The 18,141-nt window shown below is 43.1% G+C and carries 20 protein-coding genes and 1 riboswitch; of the genes, 2 read left to right on the top strand and 18 right to left on the bottom strand.

What is annotated here, in order from left to right; translation table 11 throughout:
- Positions 1-239: 239 nt before the first annotated feature.
- From KH400_RS04875 to KH400_RS04860, 4 genes are all read right to left on the bottom strand, one after another.
- Entirely contained in the window at positions 240-1,391 is a 1,152-nt protein-coding gene (locus tag KH400_RS04875) for an Ig-like domain-containing domain (RefSeq protein WP_217222464.1), read from the bottom strand.
- Positions 1,392-1,409: 18 nt separating this feature from the next.
- A riboswitch (cyclic di-GMP riboswitch) is annotated at positions 1,410-1,504 on the bottom strand.
- A 219-nt stretch (positions 1,505-1,723) separates the two neighbouring features.
- Positions 1,724-2,146, bottom strand: a complete 423-nt coding sequence (gene fabZ, locus KH400_RS04870; RefSeq protein ID WP_217222462.1) for a 3-hydroxyacyl-ACP dehydratase FabZ — start codon at positions 2,144-2,146, stop codon at positions 1,724-1,726.
- Positions 2,147-2,328: 182 nt separating this feature from the next.
- Entirely contained in the window at positions 2,329-2,874 is a 546-nt protein-coding gene (locus tag KH400_RS04865; RefSeq protein WP_217222461.1) for a transposase, read from the bottom strand.
- A gap of 221 nt (positions 2,875-3,095) precedes the next feature.
- Positions 3,096-4,241, bottom strand: coding sequence for an HD-GYP domain-containing protein (locus KH400_RS04860; RefSeq protein ID WP_217222459.1), 1,146 nt, complete (start codon positions 4,239-4,241; stop codon positions 3,096-3,098).
- Between the two features lie 132 nt (positions 4,242-4,373).
- Between KH400_RS04860 and KH400_RS04855 the strand changes: the two genes are divergently transcribed.
- The gene (locus KH400_RS04855; RefSeq protein ID WP_217222457.1) at positions 4,374-4,733 is read left to right on the top strand and encodes a DUF3307 domain-containing protein; all 360 of its coding nucleotides are present in this window, start codon (positions 4,374-4,376) and stop codon (positions 4,731-4,733) included.
- A gap of 152 nt (positions 4,734-4,885) precedes the next feature.
- Here KH400_RS04855 and KH400_RS04850 read toward each other — a convergent pair whose 3' ends face one another.
- From KH400_RS04850 to spoIIID, 5 genes are all read right to left on the bottom strand, one after another.
- Positions 4,886-5,191, bottom strand: a complete 306-nt coding sequence (locus KH400_RS04850) for a DNA-directed RNA polymerase subunit beta (RefSeq protein WP_217222455.1) — start codon at positions 5,189-5,191, stop codon at positions 4,886-4,888.
- Positions 5,192-5,221: 30 nt separating this feature from the next.
- Positions 5,222-6,061 (bottom strand): flagellar hook-basal body protein, encoded by an 840-nt coding sequence (locus KH400_RS04845; RefSeq protein ID WP_217222453.1) that lies wholly within the window; start codon positions 6,059-6,061, stop codon positions 5,222-5,224.
- 40 nt (positions 6,062-6,101) lie between these two features.
- Positions 6,102-6,932, bottom strand: a complete 831-nt coding sequence (locus KH400_RS04840) for a flagellar hook-basal body protein (protein WP_217222452.1) — start codon at positions 6,930-6,932, stop codon at positions 6,102-6,104.
- A 33-nt stretch (positions 6,933-6,965) separates the two neighbouring features.
- Positions 6,966-7,970: a rod shape-determining protein gene (locus tag KH400_RS04835; RefSeq protein ID WP_217222450.1), complete on the bottom strand. Its 1,005-nt coding sequence runs from the start codon at positions 7,968-7,970 to the stop codon at positions 6,966-6,968.
- Between the two features lie 115 nt (positions 7,971-8,085).
- Positions 8,086-8,364: a sporulation transcriptional regulator SpoIIID gene (spoIIID, locus tag KH400_RS04830; RefSeq protein WP_217222448.1), complete on the bottom strand. Its 279-nt coding sequence runs from the start codon at positions 8,362-8,364 to the stop codon at positions 8,086-8,088.
- Between the two features lie 248 nt (positions 8,365-8,612).
- Here spoIIID and KH400_RS04825 point away from each other — a divergent pair, with 248 nt between their 5' ends.
- Complete coding sequence (locus KH400_RS04825) at positions 8,613-10,058, top strand: ArnT family glycosyltransferase (protein WP_246589385.1); 1,446 nt, start codon at positions 8,613-8,615, stop codon at positions 10,056-10,058.
- 74 nt (positions 10,059-10,132) lie between these two features.
- Here the strand turns inward: KH400_RS04825 and KH400_RS04820 are convergent, their stop codons facing one another.
- The 9 genes from KH400_RS04820 to spoIIQ all read right to left on the bottom strand — a co-directional run bounded on the left by KH400_RS04820 (position 10,133) and on the right by spoIIQ (position 18,020).
- Positions 10,133-10,495 carry an SMR family transporter gene (locus tag KH400_RS04820; protein ID WP_217222444.1) on the bottom strand — a complete coding sequence of 121 codons (363 nt, stop codon included), beginning with the start codon at positions 10,493-10,495 and terminating at the stop codon, positions 10,133-10,135.
- The gene (locus KH400_RS04815; protein ID WP_217222442.1) at positions 10,488-11,264 is read right to left on the bottom strand and encodes a glycosyltransferase family 2 protein; all 777 of its coding nucleotides are present in this window, start codon (positions 11,262-11,264) and stop codon (positions 10,488-10,490) included. Before KH400_RS04815 ends, KH400_RS04820 begins: the two co-directional genes overlap by 8 nt.
- Positions 11,265-11,497: 233 nt before the next feature.
- Entirely contained in the window at positions 11,498-12,163 is a 666-nt protein-coding gene (locus KH400_RS04810; RefSeq protein ID WP_312889032.1) for a 3'-5' exonuclease, read from the bottom strand.
- 23 nt (positions 12,164-12,186) lie between these two features.
- Positions 12,187-14,118 carry a DUF294 nucleotidyltransferase-like domain-containing protein gene (locus KH400_RS04805; protein ID WP_217222440.1) on the bottom strand — a complete coding sequence of 644 codons (1,932 nt, stop codon included), beginning with the start codon at positions 14,116-14,118 and terminating at the stop codon, positions 12,187-12,189.
- The gene (locus KH400_RS04800) at positions 14,099-15,760 is read right to left on the bottom strand and encodes a sodium:solute symporter family protein (RefSeq protein WP_217222438.1); all 1,662 of its coding nucleotides are present in this window, start codon (positions 15,758-15,760) and stop codon (positions 14,099-14,101) included. The genes KH400_RS04805 and KH400_RS04800 overlap by 20 nt, the downstream gene beginning before the upstream one ends.
- Positions 15,761-15,877: 117 nt before the next feature.
- On the bottom strand, positions 15,878-16,180 hold the full coding sequence (locus KH400_RS04795) for a DUF4212 domain-containing protein (RefSeq protein ID WP_217222436.1): 303 nt from the start codon (positions 16,178-16,180) through the stop codon (positions 15,878-15,880).
- Positions 16,181-16,316: 136 nt separating this feature from the next.
- Positions 16,317-16,574 carry a hypothetical protein gene (locus KH400_RS04790; protein WP_217222434.1) on the bottom strand — a complete coding sequence of 86 codons (258 nt, stop codon included), beginning with the start codon at positions 16,572-16,574 and terminating at the stop codon, positions 16,317-16,319.
- 28 nt (positions 16,575-16,602) lie between these two features.
- The gene (locus KH400_RS04785) at positions 16,603-16,779 is read right to left on the bottom strand and encodes a hypothetical protein (RefSeq protein WP_217222432.1); all 177 of its coding nucleotides are present in this window, start codon (positions 16,777-16,779) and stop codon (positions 16,603-16,605) included.
- Between the two features lie 299 nt (positions 16,780-17,078).
- Positions 17,079-18,020 carry a stage II sporulation protein SpoIIQ gene (spoIIQ, locus tag KH400_RS04780; protein ID WP_217222430.1) on the bottom strand — a complete coding sequence of 314 codons (942 nt, stop codon included), beginning with the start codon at positions 18,018-18,020 and terminating at the stop codon, positions 17,079-17,081.
- Positions 18,021-18,141: the final 121 nt, after the last annotated feature.

Genomic DNA, 18,141 nt, shown 5'->3' with positions numbered 1-18,141 from the left:
AAATGTAAATAAGTTCGTGATTAGGATTAGATATCTGCGACTTTTGTAATATATACATAGTGATTAGAGTTGAAAATAATGTATAAATTAGGATTTTTCTCTATATTACTACTATAAAGCAATCTGTAAACCACGACAATAGTCTGATGGGAGGGCAGGGGTCAGACCCCTTTACATTTGCGCAGCAAAAAAGGCCACCTCACGCTTGAGATCGCCTTTTTGAGAGGGGTCAGACCCCTTTATTCGATTGAGAAGCTCATTGTAATTGACTCCACTAACTTTTGTCCTTCTTCAGATGTAACATCACTACTAATGAACAACATATATGCTTCACCTGTGACGAACGTTTCGACAGGCTCAATAGTTACGGTACCCGTTGCTTCATTATAAGTAATATCAACTTCAATTATTTCTTCCTCAGAGTTCGACACAATAAAGTTTTCACTGTTTACGGTTGATGCATTAAGCTTAGTACTAAACTGAATCGACCACGTTTTATCAGCAGATACCGGAGATACATCTTCTTGTTCGAATTCCTTATTGTTTTCATCGTTAACGATACGGTCAACTAATGAACTTTGCTTTTCTCTTAACGTAGAAAGTGTGCCCTCTGCTAATTCCCGCAGCTGTTCCACTCTTTCAGCTACTTCTTCGGTAGCTTCACTGCTCTTAAGGGAGCCTTTCCCTAATCGGTTTTCGACAGCATTTAATTTATTTAATTGCGCATTTAATTTACCAGCAAAGCTATGATGACGCTGGTTTTCTAATTCTTGTAACTCCTCTTCTAACTCATCAACCATACCTTCTTCATCGCTTGCTTCTTCGTCATTTTGATTATTTTCATCTTCGGAAGCCGCGTTCTCATTAACATCTTCTTCAGTTGCCTCTTCGTGACTAGAGTCTTCATCAGATTCTTCTACCTTCGCTTGCGCTACCACTTCGGCGTCATTTTCGGTAGTAGATTCTTCTCCAGCCGACTTTGTTTCGTCTGATTCTATTTCATTTGAGTGGGCCTCTTCAGCACCCTCTCGTTCTTCTTCTTCACTTACTTCCACAGTTTCATCATTGTTTTGTTGTTCATTATCAAAAGTAATATCAAAATAACTAGCTATATCTGTACGTACACTATAAATATCACTTTCGATACGGTCCAACCGATCATCGATTTTCGCAATATGTTTATCTGATTGTTGTTTAGGTCCTCTCTCTTCCTTTTTCTCTTGGTTAGGAAGTACTCGTTCTTGTTTAGGCTGACCCTTTCCATTGTTTCCGTTATTTCCGCTATGACCTGGATTTCCTTTTCCATTGTTTGCTGCAGCATGTAACGGAGCTGATAGCACTAAACTTAATGCTACTGCAGTGACTATTGTTTTCGACATAAACTTCTTCATTACCAATCCCTCCTCTGTAATGGCAGCTGGCTAGCATAGATAAGCACCATGTTACCCTTAGCCCCTATAGCTTTGTGACATAAGAATTTCTCCAAATTGTACCTTTATTAGTACTAGTTTACCACCGAGGTTTATAAAGGAATATGGTTCCTTTATACCTTTCATATACTAGTCTACTATCCCTATTATTTCCCCAAATTACTGGATATTTTTTTGGGGTCAGACCCCTTTTATTTACGCAGCAAAAAAAGGCCACCTCACGCTTGAGATCGCCTTTTTGAACGGGGTCAGACCCCTGGCTTTTTGCACTACCTTTGTGCGGGGTCTGACCCCTATTTCAATGCAAATGTCATTTCTGTTTCTACTGCTACTTTACCATTGACCGTTGCCGTTGCTTTCCCTTTACCAACTGGTCCACGCAAACGGACAATCTCTACTTCTAATCGCAGCTGATCACCTGGTTTCACTTCTTCTTTGAAGCGGCATTTATCAATTCCGCCAAACAATGCGATTCTTCCGCGGTTTTCTTCCTTCTTCAAGATCGCCACTGCACCTACTTGTGCTAACGCTTCAACAATAAGGACACCAGGCATGACCGGGTACTCTGGGAAGTGACCATTAAAGAAATCTTCATTTGCTGTTACGTTCTTAATACCAACTGCACGTTTCCCTTCTTCAACCTCTTCAATACGGTCAATTAATAAAAATGGGTACCTATGCGGAATAATCTCTTTAATTTCTTCAATTGTAAGCATAGTAAACTGCTCCTCCTTTATAGACCTTTACTTTATGTAGTCCCTTTTTCATTCCCTCATATGGATAAGATTGTCTACCCATTATAGCATAACGACAATGTCAAGACACCTTCAATTGAGACGTGTATAGGTTTCTGTCTTTTGGAGAGGTACAATTATTGGGTTAATGTCTTTTTGCGGGGTCAGACCCCCGCAAGGGACCTTTCAACAAAACGTCGATAATTGAGTGATTGTGGTGATGGGAAGTAGGAGAGAATGCGGTCGGTGTGTAGGAGAGGCATCTTCATATTATAGAGGTAGGCTTTGTAACTACTCCATGGGTAATCTCCGGGGCGTTCTACCATATTTGCGACATATGGATTAAGGTGAATATATTTACTCGCATCCAATTCATAGTCTATGGATTGAATGATCTCAGCACCGTACCTGCCTTGAAAGACGTGGCCAACATAGCGGTGTCGACGGTTGAAGTAGGTTGCATATGATGAGTTTAGGTATTGAATGATATAGCGAGTATCGGTTTGGATCGTTTCTAACTGAAGATGAACGTGGTTTGTCATTAGACAATAAGCATGGAGATAAAAGGGGAATCTTTGACGTGTGGTATCTAGGAGCTGCAAGTAAGTTAAGTGGTCTTGCTCATCATAAAAAAGTGGCATTTTCCGGTTCCCACGGCTCGTTATGTGATAAATTGCACCTGGGTACCAAACGCGTGATTTGCGAGGCATGTTATCACTCCTTATTCATATGAAGTTATTGTATGAATGGGGGAATTTGAAGTATTTGAGGTGATATTGACACATTGAGGGGGTCAGACCCTCTATTACCTATTCCTCAAAATATTCATTATAAAACTACTTTTTAAAGCGTAATATCAAGCATCTACTCACATTGTCCTGTAGAGGGAGACAAAAGTAGGTAAATGTCCATAACAGGGGTCAGACCCCTGTTATGAGTCATCGCGGTATTGGTCCTTTATTTCGACAAACGAGTGGAAATTTTCTAGGAAGAGGTCTGTTAGCTCGGGGTCAAAATGTTCACCTTTCTCGTCTTTAAATAGGTTGAGGATTCGTTCCATGTCCCATGCTTTTTTGTAGACACGATCGCTGGCCAAGGCATCAAAAACATCAGCAATCGCTGTAATTCTTCCATAGATATGAATCTCTTCACCTTTTAATTGATTAGGATACCCTTGCCCATTCCACTTTTCATGGTGTTCGTGGGCGATGACGGCTGCAGCACGAAGGATTTTTCGGTTAGAGCCTTTTAATAGGTTGTAGCCGACCTCGGCGTGCGTTTTCATTTCATCAAATTCTTCCTTCGTCAGCTTGCCCGGTTTTTTTAAGATCGAATCAGGAATGGCTACTTTTCCGATATCATGCATCGGTGAAGCCATTTTGATAAGTTCGGCCTCGGTTTCACTCATTCCGGTGAGTAGTGCTAGTAGCTTCGAATATTCGGCCACTCGTTTTACATGATTGCCCGTTTCTCTTGAGCGGCTTTCACCAATCTCGCCCATAGTAAATATGATTTCTTTTTGTGTCTCCTCAATTTCGTGAGCTAACAAGGCAGATTCTAGTGATTTACCAGTGTAAGAGGCAGCCAGCGTTAGCGTACGGAGGTCTTTTTCTGAGAACTTCTCTGCCTTCGTCATTTTATTAATAGCCTGATACGCACCAACAATCTCACCATCATTATTACGAATCGGGATAACGAGGATGGCCTTTGTGCGATAGCCTGTTTGTTTGTCGACATTGGCATTAAAACGTTCATCCCCGTACGCATCATCGATATAGATCGGTTGGCCGGTTTGTACAGCGTGACCAACAAGACCACTATCACTCGGAATACGAATTTCATCGATTTTATGAGCGACCTTCGTCCATAGTTCATTTTTATTTTGATCAACAAGCCAAAGCGTACAGCGGTCGGCCACGACAATCTCTCTTCCCATATCCGCCATAATCATTAACAAGCGATCGAGGTCCTTTTCATTAGCAATTTTAGAAGCGTAATCGAAAATGACTTGCAATAATTGATCAGAACTTAAGTCTTGTTTCTCTTTATGTAATGATAGGTTATATTCGTTCTCCATGACCTTCCCTCCCCATAATCTAATTAAAACTATGATTATACACCCTTGAAAATGATAGGGTTATGCTATAATGAACGTGCACATACCGAGACAACACATCGATTGATTAAAATGAGGAAAGGATTTTCATGTATGACGCCTTTTGGAATGTTAGTTGTCGCTCACCTCATTGGTGACTTTCTTTTCCAGACAAGCTGGATGGCGATGTATAAGGCAACAAAGTGGTTGCCACTGCTTAGTCATTGCCTCGTTTATACAGTAACGGTAGCTTTGATCGATTGGTTCAGCTTCGGTGCTCTCTCCATCTCGGCCATTCTCTTTATATTTATTACTCATGTTTTGCTAGATCGGCGTACGTTTGTACAATGGTGGCTAAGAAATATTATGAAGACAACAGGAAAAGAGGCAGGCTGGCTTGGGATTGTTGTGGATCAAATCTTCCACATCATCGTTCTCGCACTCGCCCTTCTCTTATCTAGTCACGGTTACTAACCTTATGATTTGTCAAAAGGGGCTGTCCAAAAGGACAGCCCCTAAATAGTGGTGGCAGGCACTACCTACAGGTCTCATTAAAATGACCTTGTCCTGTGGAAATAGACAAAATGGGCAAATGTCCATTAAAGGGGTCAGACCCCTTTAATGCTTTACTGCACTTCGCCGTTGATCATATCTAGGATGTAGATCCATGTTTCTGGTTTGAGGGCGTCTAGTGCTGAGCCATCACCGATGACACCGTAGCCGAATAGCAGGCCAGCGATTAAACTGATAAAGACAAGTACGACAACGATGATTAATCGCAGCCAAATCGGGACCAGGCGTACACGTGCACCCGCACGCGTACGTTCGCTATTTTTCTTCCGCTTTTGGCGTTCTTTTCGGCGTTCTGATCGCGTTTGACCTGATGGTTCCTCTTCAATTGTAGTTCCTTGCTTTTCTATTTGATCACTCATGGTTTCTCCTCTATTACTCTTGTTTTACCGCTAGCGTAAGTTATTGACAAGCCCCATCATTTGGTCAGCCATTGAAATCGATTGACCATTAAATTGGTAGGCTCGCTGCGTTTCTAGCAAGTCTGTCATTTCTTTCCCGAGGTCCACATTAGAATTCTCAATGAAGCCTTGTCTTACCGACACGTCTGCTTGTGCGATGACCGCAAGTACATCAGCTAGATCATAACCAAGCTCTTCAAGGTTATCTGCTAAGGCAAAGGCGTTGTCACCGGCCTGGGTTAGTAATTGCGGGCGTTCGACATTGACAAGTTCGAGCTGTCCAACTTCAACATCTGCACCATCTTGCCCAGTCACAGTAATCACACCATTGTCACTAATGACAATGTCTGTGTAGTCAGCAGGAATCGTAACCGGTCCATCTGCACCGAGGACAAAATCACCGTTTGCGGTCACAAGGTTCAACTGACCAGCATCGCCTGCACTTGGTGATAAGTAAAACGCACCATCTCGTGTATAACGGACTTCCTGACCATCATCTGTCTCCACTTCAATTTGGAAGAAGTGGCTTGGGTTTGTAAGCGCTAGGTCAAGTTGGCGCTCGGTTTCCTGTAAGCTCCCTTGCTCCATTCGCACCGCTGTTTGTGCAATTCGTGCACCTGCACCAACACGCAATCCATCAGGCGTTTGTCGCCCACCTTCGTGTTGCGGGATCCCTTGGTTGTTGACCTGTTGGTGCAGCAAATCAGAAAAGGATGCTTCACGACGTTTGAAACCGGTCGTATTGCTGTTGGCCATGTTATTTGAAATTGTATCAAGCTTCTTTTGCAGTTGTCCCATAGTTACTGATGCACTAATCATCGATGGATTCATCGTTTTCTTCCCCTTTTTCTACGTTTCTCTGAGACTGTCATTAGCCGATTCTACCAACTTCATTGACGGCTTTGTCTAAACTTTGGTCATAGGCTTGTAACACTTTTTGATTCGCTTCAAATGCTCGGAAGGCTTGCATCATTTCCGTCATTGTCTGTCCGGCGTCGACATTCGAACGTTCGATAAAGCCTTGCTGCAATTGATACGAAATCTCATCATTGCCGATCGCTGTTGGTAAGGCGTCAAGCTCGTCCGCTTCGAGGCGAAGGAGACCGTCACCTTCCTTCACTAACAGTGCTGGGTCTTCTGAAAAGGCAACTTCGATTTGAGCAATCTCAGCGCCAGCTGCTGTTGAGACGACTCCGTTACGATTGACCGTAAACTGTTCATTGCCGACTTCAATCCGTTCACCGGCTGTATCAAGGATATAATGACCAGCACTTGTTGTTAGAAAGCCTTGTCCATCAACAGCGAGGTTTCCATTTCTTGTATAGCGAGCATTGCCATCCTCATGTTCAACTGTGAAAAACAACGCACCTGCGCGTCCTGTTTCCTCATTGATCGGGATATTCCCTTGAAGTAAGGCGATGTCTGTGTTGTTTCCCGTTTCATTTAAATCGCCTTGCGCGAAGTTAGGGATGCGCTCTTGCAAATACGCACCTGGACTCAATTCACCAACATAGTGGGAGCGATTGGGCGGTAGGTTGGAAGTGTTTTGTGCCTGAATAAGCATGTTCGGAAATGTGCGTATCGAAGCTCGGTCTGCCTTGAAGCCTGGTGTATTTGCATTCGCTAAATTTTCGGTTAACATTTCTTGACGACGCTGTTGGGTAAACATCCCTGCAGCTGATCCATATAATCCTCGGAGCATCTCGTTCTCCTCCTACAATCTATTCTTGCTACTTTATAGCTTAATTTTTTTATTAGACATTTTATCAAGGTTCTCTAATAGAATGCCTGTCCCTTTTGCGACGCAATGCATGGGTTCTTCTGCGATGAGAACAGGGACTTTTAATTGCTCAGCTAAAAGCTGGTCAATTCCGTGAAGCAAGGCACCGCCGCCCGTTAAGATGACACCGCGGTCAATAATATCGGCGGAAAGCTCAGGTGGCGTTCTCTCAAGTACTAGTTTTGATGCGTGTACAATGTGAGAAACAGTCTCCTTTAATGCCTCTTCAATCTCTTTTGAGTATACGGTAATCGTCCGTGGAAGTCCACTAACCATGTCACGTCCGCGGATGTCAATTTCTTCTTGTCGAGCACCCGGAAATACCGTTGCAACTTCCATCTTAATTTGTTCTGCTGTACGTTCACCGATTAACAGCTTGTACTTCTTTTTGATATAGCTTAAAATTTCCTGATCGAACTGATCGCCAGCTACTTTAATTGAAGAGGCGGTGACGATATCACCCATGGAAAGAACAGCAACATCTGTTGTCCCACCGCCTATGTCTACGACCATGTTACCGCTCGGTTGAAAAATTTCCATACCGGCTCCAATTGCAGCTACTTTCGGTTCTTCCTCAAGATAGACATTCTTCCCTCCACTTTTTTCCGCTGCTTCGCGAATGGCCTTCTGTTCGACAGACGTAATGTTTGTCGGGCAGCAAATTAAAATCCGAGGTTTTGAGAACAAACCTTTGACTTGGATTTTCGCTAAAAAGTGTTTGAGCATGGACTCTGTTAAATCAAAGTTTGCAATCACACCGTCTTTCATCGGGCGCGTTGCAACAATATTTCCAGGTGTTCGACCTACCATGCGAAATGCTTCTTCACCTACGGCTAACACTTTCCCTTCATTTGCATCCATTGCCACAACAGATGGCTCATCAAGAACAATTCCTCTACCTTTCACATGGATAAGGACATTTGCCGTCCCTAAATCTATCCCAATATCCCTACCAAACATATTGAATCCTCCCTGTTTGTCTACTCAGCAAAACGATCATCTCATTTTGATCTCCTAATCAATTATTTTATCATATTTTGCTGAAACAGGGATTGATTTTTTTGGTAAATTCGCCTTACGTTTCGATCACCTTTTCATCAGGCTTATCATCTCTGCGATATTTGACCTTTGTCGCTTCCCCCCCTCGTAAATGGCGAATAGATTTATGGTATTCGAGGATTTGCTTGACTTCATTCGCTAATTCTGGGTTGATCTCAGGTAATCGCTCGGTTAGATCTTTATGGACGGTGCTTTTCGAAACGCCAAACTCCTTTGCAATCGTTCGGACGGTTTTCTTCGACTCCACGATATACCTGCCTATCTTGATGGTACGTTCTTTGATGTAATCGTGCACACCACTCGCCTCCCTAACTGTGTTGGTGATTTGTAACATTTTATTAAGGAGGAAGCGTATATATACCAAAAAGTCAATAAGGACAAGGGATTTATTTTATTTTTTTGCAAAAAGGGTGGTGCCTGGCACCCTTTTGAGGGTGCCTGGCACCACCTGTAAAGTTTTTTTGTGGACATTATTATATAAATAAGAAACTGGATAGAATGGAAGGGAGAGTTGAGTACGTTTTTCTAGGAGATGGGGCAGTGATGTACAAGGATGATCGCAAGCAAATATGGATCACTATTCTTTTATTCGTGTTTATCTTCGCGATGCGACTTCCGTATTTGTCGAATTCACCAATAGAGACGGGTGAATCGTGGCGCCAAAGTGATACCGAGTCAATGGCACGTAATTTTGTTGTCGATTATTTTCACATTCTCTATCCGCAGTTAAATTATGATGGTTCACCACCTAATATCGCGCAGCTCGAGTTCCAATTGACAACGTATTTGATTGCCCTGCTCTATCAGACATTCGGCTTTCATTATGAGCTGGCTCGACTGGTGCCGACGCTCTTCTTTATCGGCTCCGCTTATTTTCTCTATTTACTTGCCAAAAAATATTTTTCGGTTGAAGTTGCCTGGATGGCGATACTATTCTACGGCCTCTTTCCCGTCAATCTATTCTATTCACGTGCGATTATGCCAGAGTCCGCAGCGTTGTTCTTTTTTATCGCTAGCTTTTATGTGTTTAGTGAGTGGATCGAACGTGAAAGGAATTGGCTCATCTTCGTTTCCGCCATATTGACCGCTCTAGCGATTTCGATCAAAACACCGACGATCTTTGTTGGGCTTGCAATGATTCTTATGGCTATCGTCAAATATAAGGAAAAAATCGTCACGGCTTGGCAACTTTGGTTGTTTGCGCTAGTGGCACTTGTACCGCCTGCTATTTATTTTACATGGTTAGACACGGTTGCTGAGTTTACTTTCGTCACTGGGATTGGCACGAAACACATATTGCCCGAGTTTACGACAGCAATCTTTTCAAGTGAAGCTGGTGACTTTTTCAGGGAGCATTTGCCTTCATCCTTTACAGTATTTGCACTCGTTTTGGGCGTAATCGGCGCCCTTACGATCAACTGGCATCATCAATATCCGATTGGCTTTCTTTTGCTCGCGGTTCTGTTAGAGGTGACAACGATTGTTGCTGTCATTCAATTTAACTATTACCTCATCTTTCTCGGCCCAGTGCTCGCACTCGTCGCCGCTAAGGCGCTGGCGGTGCTATTAGACTTTGAATATGGTCATATCGGCATTGCCCTTGTTTTGATGGTGTTTGCCGTAAGTAGTTATGGTCATGTGAATGAGCGCTTTATGGTAAAAGAGGATATTCTTAAGCAAGCCGAGGTGATTAAGCAGTATACAGAGGCAGATGATTTAATCGTCATTGGTACGTTCTCACCAGACCTATTAAACGCGAGTGAGCGCAAAGGTTGGCGCGCAAATATTGACTATTATGATCATATCCCAACAGGACCTGAGGATGAACTTAACTATTTTATCGAACACGGTGCCCGCTATTTCTTCCCGAAGCGAGGTTATATCTATAATGACGGTGACCTTACGTATCGAAACTACCTTGAGGATAACTTTGAAAAGATTGAAGTGCAGCTAGAAGGCGAAGACTACTCGTTTTACCAGCTGGAGTGATGGCTGTGGAGTGGTGGTGCCAGGCACCCACAAATGGGTGCCTGGCACCACCACTCCAACCTTTTGTCCCAGCCTCATAGATTTAAAACAATAACACCGCTGATGATGAGGGTAATGCCGAGTACTTTCATCACTGTAAACGATTCACCGAAGAGAAAGTACGAGAGGATGACTACATTGATGTAGCCGAGGCTTACGAGCGGGTAAGCATAGCTGAGGTCTGCTTTTGTTAAGACCTTGATCCATAGTAAAAAGCTTGTCCCAAATAAAACCAATCCAATGACGATTTCTGGCGTTCGTGCCATCCGCAACAAGTCAGCAACGAGTGTTTCAAACGATAATGTAAACGAATCTAGTTTGTTCGCACCAATTTTTAAAACGACTTGGCCAATCGATCCGAGCAATACGGAGAGTAAAATAACGACAAGATTATTCATACACTTCCCTTTCATCACTTAAACCGACAGGCTTCTTCACTCGTCTTAACAGTGAAAAGTAGCCTGTAATTGTCCGGATGACCTTCATCTTACTCGGCGTCTCTTTTAAATGATACTCTAGCACGAGCGGATACTCCCCGGCTTTAATATCTAGCTTGCTAAATCGCGCGAGGATTTCAACCATGCAGTCAAAACCATTTGACGTTATCATCTTCCCCTCATAGCGGGCAAACGCTTGACGTACTGCCCCAAGCCGGTAAGCACGAAAGCCACTTGAGTAATCATAGACCCCTGATATTGGAAAGAACATTTTAAAAAACAGCCTCGCACCGCGGCTATATACCTTACGAAGTGGAGACAGTCCCATTTCCTTTCCTCCTCTTGTAAAGCGCGAAGCAACCACAAGGTCAAGCTGTTCAGCCTCAATCTTTTCAACGAGGGCAGGAATAATTTTTGGGTGATGCGTATTATCAGCATCAAGTGTGATTAAAATGTCCTTATCATCATATCTATCTAATAAGAAATGAAAAATCGTTTTCATCGCTTCGCCTAAACCTTTATTCTTTCGATGCGTAATCACTGTCATAAACGGGTATCTTTGTTCGTAATCCTTTAAAATTTCACCTGTGCGATCTGTGCTACCGTCATCAACAACGATGACTTCAAACGGACGCTCAACACTTGCTTGTACGGCGATGATTTTATCTAAGAGCTTTGGCAAACCAGTCTCTTCATTATAAGCGGGCAGGGCAACAACAATGTTATTCATAAAATCCCCCTTATCTTCTGCTTGATTGCTCATAGTTTGCCAATAAAGGTAAGATTTTAAACAAATCCACAGGATGGCCAGGCCTTGAAGTCGCTTTTTCTGGTCTTAATAAATCGACTCAAAGGTGGTGCCAGGCACCCATTTGAGGGTGCCTGGCACCACCTTTGTTACAAGCCTTGAAGTTACTTTCCCCCCAAAAAAACAACCGTACGGCAACGCTAGCTGTCATACGGTCAGAACTGCAGGATGCGGTTTTTATTATTAATGTCTGTCACCTGAACTAAATCGGCAAGCGTCGTCTTGCCGCGGTCTTGGAGATGCAAGAGCAGCTCAACAAACAGGTGTGCCGTCGTTAGGGCGTCGCCAAGGGCGCTGTGGCGCTCATAAATTTTCGTATTAAACGTCCGCGCGTAATTGGCGAGGTCACGCATATCCCATGATGGGTTGAGGTAGCCAATGATATCCAACGTATCGATATAGAGCGGCTGTTCAAAGGAACGCTTCTCGCGCTGAAGCTCCTTTTTTATCACCATTACGTCAAAGCTTAAGTAATGGCCGACCCAGCCTCCACTTTTCGCGTTTTCAATAAACGTAAAAAATTGTTCAATTGCTTCTAATGCCTTTGGGCCTTGATTGACTTGGTGCTGCTCAATTCCTGTTAACTCGATGATATTTGCAGGAATCTCGCGCTCTGGATTGACATAGGTTTGAAACGTTAAATCAGTGACCTCAAGCCCTTCAACATGAACAGCACCAATTTCAATCATCCGGTCTTTGCCTCCAATCGCAAATCCAGTCGTCTCCGTATCAAAGACCGTAAATGATAAATCTGATAGCGGGGTATCTAGTGGCGGTTGATGATCAAGCTTATAATGCATGTTTTTCTTTTTCCAAAACACTGGTTTGTCATCCTCCTCCTTTTTTACAACAATCCAAACGCTCCTAATGTTTGATTTTGCAATGAGCGAATTGTTTTTAAAGCAATCATCAATTCTTCCTTATCACGAGAGCGAATATGAGTGAATTTAATGACGCTTGTGCCTTCTTCATCACGTAAATAGCGGTTCCACGCTTGGTCGACACGTAGCTTTAAGACGATTTCATAAGCAAATCGTAAATCATCCGCAAACTCCTCGGTAAAAACGTTTCGGTTTACGAGCCTATCAATCCGCTTTAACGGTGTGCCTTCGAGCACGCCTTTATGCGCAGCCATTAGCTGTAAGCAATGGTGCAATGGAAAGAGCGCATGTTTTTTAATATCGATCGAATCACGCTTTAAGCGAAACAGTGCGCGAATCGGGTGGTCCAATGTTGGCACCGGATGCGCCTTTTCTTGCTCAGCCATGCGGTAGAGGAAAATCTTTGATGTTGTAAATTGCTCCTTCACCATTTTGACGAATTGATCATGTAGCACGTCGTCGCCGTATAAAAATCGGAACGACAAAAAGTTATTTCCGAGTAAAACATTATCATTCGTTGCTCGTAAGCCCCATGTGCGTAAGCGCTGTTCCCATGTCATCACTGAGCCGCGCCAGTTTTCTTCACTGGCCATCATCTTTCCTTCGCAGCGCTTGTAGCCCGCTTGCTCGAGGTGATCAACAATCTCCTTACCTAATAAACGAAAATAAGCGGCCACCTGCTTTTCCTCCTCTTCAGAAGGATCAGCGTAAACGAGAAAATGGTCTTGGTCGGTAAGCAAAAACTGCTCGCCTCGTCCCCCGCTTCCCATTTGGAACCAACAAAATGGTACTGGTGGCTCGCCTTTGCCTTGCTGGCGGAGGGAATCAACAGCCAAATCAACACAATGACGCACGAGCCGGTCATATAGTTTTGTAATGATTTCAAGCGTATTAATCGTCGGAATCTCATCGTGAATTAAATTGGAAAGAACATCATAGATGGCGTTTTTAATCGCACTGATGTTAGCGAGTGAAGACTCTTCAATCTTTTGTAAAATCTGCAGGGTGCCACGGTTCTTTTTTTGTAATAAGCCTGATAAGGTCACCATCCCAACCGCACGCCCCTGTTCAACGACAGGTAAATGTTTAATCCCATTCATTAAAAAGCTCGACATCGCCTCATAATAATAGGCGTCACGTTCAATCGTGAATGGGCGAGTGGTCATGATACTAGCAGCGTTTTGCTGCGGTGAACCGAGAGTTGCGACGACACGCTGCACCACATCCTTTTCCGTGATAATGCCAACAAGCTGAAGATCATCATCCTCAACAACAACTGAACTTGAGGAATGCTCGACCATCTTTTTCGCGACAGCTTGCACCGACTCCCCCGTATGCACTGACACACACGGCTCCTTCATCACATCTTGAATGCGCCTAATAAATGGGTCACTTTCACCCCACTGGTTAGCAAGCTTCACTTGCTCGGCTAGTGAACCGTAGACATCACGCAACCTTACCGATACTTGCCGTAAGACGAAATCACGGACCGCTTCGTCATCCCAGCGAGCATCTACAACACTGTACGGAATTTGTAAGCATGATGACTCCTCGATGGCCCGAACTTCAACCGTATATTCGGCGATGTGGTCACTTTTTTCACCTAAAAAATCTGCTAGACTTGAAAAACCGATAATATCGCCACATTGCAAGACTTCTAGTACTTCTTGAGATTGATAGTCGTATTCGCCATCGACGTAGACCTCGGCCATTCCATCTAAAATTAACAATAAGCCCTCTCGAGGTGTTTTCGAATAGAGGACTTTTTCTGCTTTGGCGTAATGTTTTAGCGTACATTGAGCAATCAGCTGCTCAAACTCGGAGTCAGAGACTCCGGTGAACAGCTGATGCCTTTTTATTTGCTCATATAATTCGTTATTTTCCTGATACCTCATCCATCCATACCTCGCCATCTTTATATGTCATCTGCTCAGGATAACGTAGATTCGTACATTCGTCCTGAAGCTTTTGAGGTGGAGCTGCTGTCATTTTTGACACAATGATTGTAATCAAGAAGTTAATTGGTACACCGATCAAACCTGCACCTGTATCTTGGATGCCAAACAACATAATGCCATTCATTGCAAGGAAAATGTAACCTAGTGTTGCGGCTAGACCACCAATCATCCCGGCAACGACCCCTTGTGCGTTCGTTCTCTTCCACCATACACCTAATAATAACACAGGGAAGAACGTACCACCGGCTAATGCGAATGCCCAGGCAACAATTTGTGTAATGACCCCTGGTGGATCAAGCGCAACGATACCAGCAACGACCGTTGATAAGACGATTGCCCAACGACCAGCAGCAAGACGTTTTTTATCACTTGCTTGTGGATTTACTAAACGATAGTAAATGTCATGGGCAAACGATGATGAAATGGTAATTAAGAGACCACCAGCTGTTGAAAGGGCAGCAGCCATCGCACCAGCAGCGACGATCCCGATAACAAACATGCCTAGGTTCGCGATTTCTGGCGTTGCCATGACGACAATATCATTCCCAATGATAATTTCTTGCCATTGAAGAATTCCGTCCCCATTCGTATCAGCGACTTCTAGTAAACCAGTATTCACCCACGATGTCGTCCATGCTGGAAGGTCATCAATCGGGCTACCTGCTACTTGCGTCATTAAGATGAAACGAGAGAATGCTGCATAGGCAGGTGCTGATAGATAAAGTAGAGCGATAAACACAAGCGCCCATGCCCCACTCCAACGTGCCGCTTTCATTGTTGTTACGGTAAAGAAACGAACAATGACGTGAGGTAAGGATGCTGTACCTACCATTAAGGTAAACATAAGTGCAATAAACTGTAATTTTTCACTATCGGCAAACGGAGCAAAATATTCGGATAAACCGAGTTCACGGTCAAGTGCTCCAATTTCAGAAACGACATTCCCGTATGTTAACCATGGCAATGGGTTTCCAGTTACTTGTAGTGACATAAAGACAATCGGAATAATGTAGGCAGTAATAAGAATTAAGTATTGCGCGACCTGTGTCCACGTAATCCCTTTCATACCACCGAGCGTTGCATAAATGGCGATGATGACAACACCAATCATCGTTCCGTACATCGCATCAATTGATAGAATACGTCCGATAACAACCCCAGAACCAGATAATTGCCCGATAATGTACGTAAAACTGATAATGACCGTAGCAATCGCCGCAATGAGACGGGCTGGATTACTATCAAAACGGTCACCGATAAATTCTGGTACCGTGTAACGACCATACTTACGAAGCTGTGGTGCTAATAAGAAAGATAAGAATAAATAGCCACCAGTCCAACCCATAATATAGGCTAAACCATCATATCCGAGAACCATAACCGTACCGGCCATACCGATAAATGAAGCCGCACTCATCCAGTCGCCACCGATTGCCATCCCATTCCAGAACGGCGGCACCCCTCGACTCGCGACATAGAAGTCAGATGTTGCTTTCGCACGGTTGTAAATAGAAATACCAATATATAATGCAAACGTAACTAGTATTAATCCGACTGATACCAATGCTTGACTATCCACAACGTTCCCCCCTTAAAAAATCCGTTTCTATTTTCTCTAGTTCCTTGTTATAATAGACAGTGATAGATTTTCTTTATCTTTTTTCCTCTGCACGACTCTTTTCGTGTGGAGCTTTTTTTAGTGATCAACTGTACTCCCAGCGCTTACGCGAACATTGTGCTCTTCGTCGATACCGAATTTCTTATCAATTCGATCACTGATAATTGCATTCCCAAACAGGAGAATAACGAACACAACGACTGCTCCTTGCGACCCCATATAGTAATGAAACGGCATTCCCATAAACGTAAACTGCGAGAAAAACTCAGCAAATGCGACGACTCCAAAAGAAACGAGACCACCAATAATTAAACAAATCACTACAATCATCGTTCGCGCTTTAAAATACGCATCAGCGACAGACTTATCGATTTTCTTCATGATTTAAACCTCCCTTTTTGAAATTTCAGCTCTTACATGGATGTCGTAGAGCATAATGTCATCAACCACCCCCTCAATGTAATCGCTTACAATATTTTTGGTTTTGCAAGACGAGTTTGCTTGTCTCTCCCTTCGCCTATGCTCCTCCCTGTGTCACCTGTTTACAGGAGCGACACATCGTAAATGGCGTTTTCTTTTTTGCCACCCGATAATTAATCAATAAAATAATGAAGAGCAAGAAGAAAAAGATCGGCTCTACGAGTACTGCAATTGTGACTGTAACGATGACTGGCAATGTCGATACAAAAAAGAAATACTGCCATAATTGCATAGTTGAAACTTCTTCACTGTCACAGCTTTTGCATACGTTGGATTCGACTTGTTGTTTTGCCATAGTCATGTACTCCTTTTTCCAATGGTCATTACCTCAGACTAAAAATAAATTTAACGGTTTCCATAAAACCTAAAGGGACCATCGCAATTTGAACAATCATATACGCAAATAGAAGTGCAAATGGAGCCGTTAACAATAGTGGCTTCTTCCACTTAAATGCAAAGATTAGACTGAGCACGGTTATTGCTAGAAATACGTAGATCATTCGTCATCCCCTCCTCTTTTTAAAACGTCTTGTTGGCTCAATCTCTAGCTGAAAGTGATGCCATTGCTATAGCTGCTAGACCCCTCAACCATTGTATGCGCTTGTTTGTTTTGCTATGCTACATTAATGAATGAAAGTTCAGTTCGCAAAAATACGAAATCCCACAGGGGACTCTCATCTGTTTCACAATAAACATTATTTCAAATTTTCTGATAGTTATCAAGTACTTTTTGTCAATTTTATGAAAAAAAAGAACAGCTTGGAAGACTATCGCTCCAAAACTGTTCTTCTCATTATCATTATTCGTCCTGATCTTCTTCTTCACCATCAAGGTCTTCTTGCTCTCCAGCTTCTTCTTCATCAGCATCTTCTTGCTCATCTTCTTCACTGTCTTCATCGTCCGCTGGTGCTTCTTCTACAGGCTCTTCATCAAAGAGTCCTTCATCAATGACCGGTCCCTCTTCCGGAAGACCATCTTCTTCAGCACTTACGATATCTTCATCAGCAGCTACCTCTTCTTTGCTCTCTACCAATGTCTCAAACGACTCACCGAAGAAGCTTTGTGGGTTCACTGGAACACCATCTTGTCTAATTTCAAAATGAACGTGAACGCCAGCATCGCTATTGTAAACATTTCGGCCTGCTTGTCCTAACACATCACCTTGGTTGACATAGACACCTTCTTCAACGTCTACTTCCTCTAGGCTTTGATAATGGGTCACAATGCCATTATCGTGGTCGAGTTGAACGACATACCCAAGCAACTCATCTTTTTCAGCACTAACAACTGTACCACTTAATGCTGCTGTTACATCAAAGCTTTCACCACTCTCCATAGCTAAATCGATGCCTTTATTTTGGTAATAGGTATTATTGTAATATACGAGAGCGGCTTGTTGTTCTTCAGCAGTAGCATCGTAATCATAAAATTGTCCAATGACTTCAACTTCATTTTCATCCGTGACTGGCATTTGCACAATTTCCTGAGTTGCTGTGACTGGTACAGCTTCTTCATCAAATTCTGTACCTTCACCGATTGGTTGCTCTTCGACTTCAAAGTCCTCACCTGGCATTGCTCCTTCATCAGGCGATTGCAACCAGAATACTGCACTGATCACTAATGCAGCTGAACCTAGGTAAACAGCTGGGAGCACCCAACGCTTACGCAAAAACCGTTGCACATTGAACGATTCTTCATTTGAACTGTTTGAAGATTGATTTTTTTCTTCGTCTTTTCTCATTTGATCATCACCTCAGCAATCATTCTGATCACTTAGAGGAAAATATATACACGTTTTTAAAAAAACTTTTTTTAATTATTTTTCGACAAACACGGTGAAATTATGCATGAGATTTCCGAAA

The organism is Desertibacillus haloalkaliphilus (assembly GCF_019039105.1).
Classification (GTDB): Bacteria; Bacillota; Bacilli; order Bacillales; family KJ1-10-99; genus Desertibacillus; species Desertibacillus haloalkaliphilus.
The sequence above is the reverse complement of the archived record's forward strand: the minus strand, read 5'-3'. Positions and strand labels throughout refer to the sequence as shown.